At 43.0% G+C, this 1,014-nt stretch carries 2 protein-coding genes and 1 pseudogene; all 3 read right to left on the minus strand.

What is annotated here, in order from left to right; genetic code table 11:
- Positions 1 to 204, minus strand: a pseudogene (locus PX484_RS17840) (hypothetical protein); the annotation flags it as partial.
- Positions 197 to 397: an Rpn/YhgA-type helix-turn-helix domain-containing protein gene (locus PX484_RS17845; protein WP_288104972.1), complete on the minus strand. Its 201-nt coding sequence runs from the start codon at positions 395 to 397 to the stop codon at positions 197 to 199. The gene PX484_RS17845 and the pseudogene PX484_RS17840, both read right to left, overlap by 8 nt.
- Before the next feature lie 4 nt (positions 398 to 401).
- Positions 402 to 1,014: Rpn family recombination-promoting nuclease/putative transposase (locus tag PX484_RS17850; RefSeq protein ID WP_288104974.1), on the minus strand; the 613-nt coding region annotated here is incomplete at its 5' end.

A 1,014-nucleotide genomic window follows, 5' to 3' on the forward strand; every position in this document is an offset into this window, starting at 1 on the left:
AATTTTGGAGTCGGGGTCGGTTTGAAACTCGGTATGAAGAATTAATTCCTCTGACTGCAAAAAAATCAGAGAATCGGCACGAATGGGGTCTAATTGTAATTCCGTCGGGTCGAGGACGGTTAAGGGGAGGGGAGAACCCAGTAACCAAGTGGCTAGATCATCGGAGAAGTTTTCGGCAATAAATTTACAAATATTATCAAACATCGTGAGCGTTTTGTCTTTGTAATTGCTCGATTGCGTCGGGGGATAAATCGGTAAATTGGGCGATTTCTGGGATAGAAAAGCCAGCAGATAGCATTTTCAGGGCAATTTGTCGAGCTTTTTCCTCTTTTCCTTCTTGTCGTCCTTTTTCCTCGCCTTCCTCTAAAATATCTTGATAGATGACGGATTCTCTCATAATGTCACTCCGAAGGATTTTTTTTATCGTCTCTCGATTGTAATTCCTCGATAGTTGCGGGGGATAAATCGGTAAATCGGGCGATTTCTGGGATAGGAAAACCAGCAGATAGCATTTTTAGGGCAATTTGTCGGGCTTTTTCTTCTTTACCTTCTTGTCGTCCTTTTTGTAGTCCCTTTTCCTCGCCTTCCTCTAAAATATCTTGATAGATGACGGATTCTCTCATAATGTCACTCCGAAGAATATTTTTAATCGTCTCTCGATTTAATACTAACCCAGCGAGAATACTGGTAGCGGCAGCGAGATTGCTTTGCACCTGTTTTTGGGAGATAGTTTCTAGAGAACGGGACACCAGACTTAACACCTGTTCGGGATCATCGGTATTGCTGAGGATGGCAAAGGGTAATAAACCGGGATGATGGAAAAATTGCGGTGTATTTTCTTCCCAAAGACGGATGACTTGAAAGGAATGAAAGGTTTCCCCCAGACGGAAAGTATTTTCTTGTACTAGGGGGGAATCACTGCGTCGCAGATAAATTACCACTTGACGCATTTGTTTTTGGGGATGACGACGATAGACGCGAATGCGATAATCGAGCATTCGGAAGGGAATTTTG

Origin of the sequence: Microcystis sp. M49636_WE2, assembly GCF_030065375.1 — a bacterium.
GTDB lineage: Bacteria > Cyanobacteriota > Cyanobacteriia > Cyanobacteriales > Microcystaceae > Microcystis > Microcystis aeruginosa_C.

What these genes read in the sequence shown, in the direction of transcription:
- PX484_RS17845 (WP_288104972.1), bottom strand. Translation starts at nt 397, where the DNA reads ATGAGAGAATCCGTCATCTATCAAGATATTTTAGAGGAAGGCGAGGAA.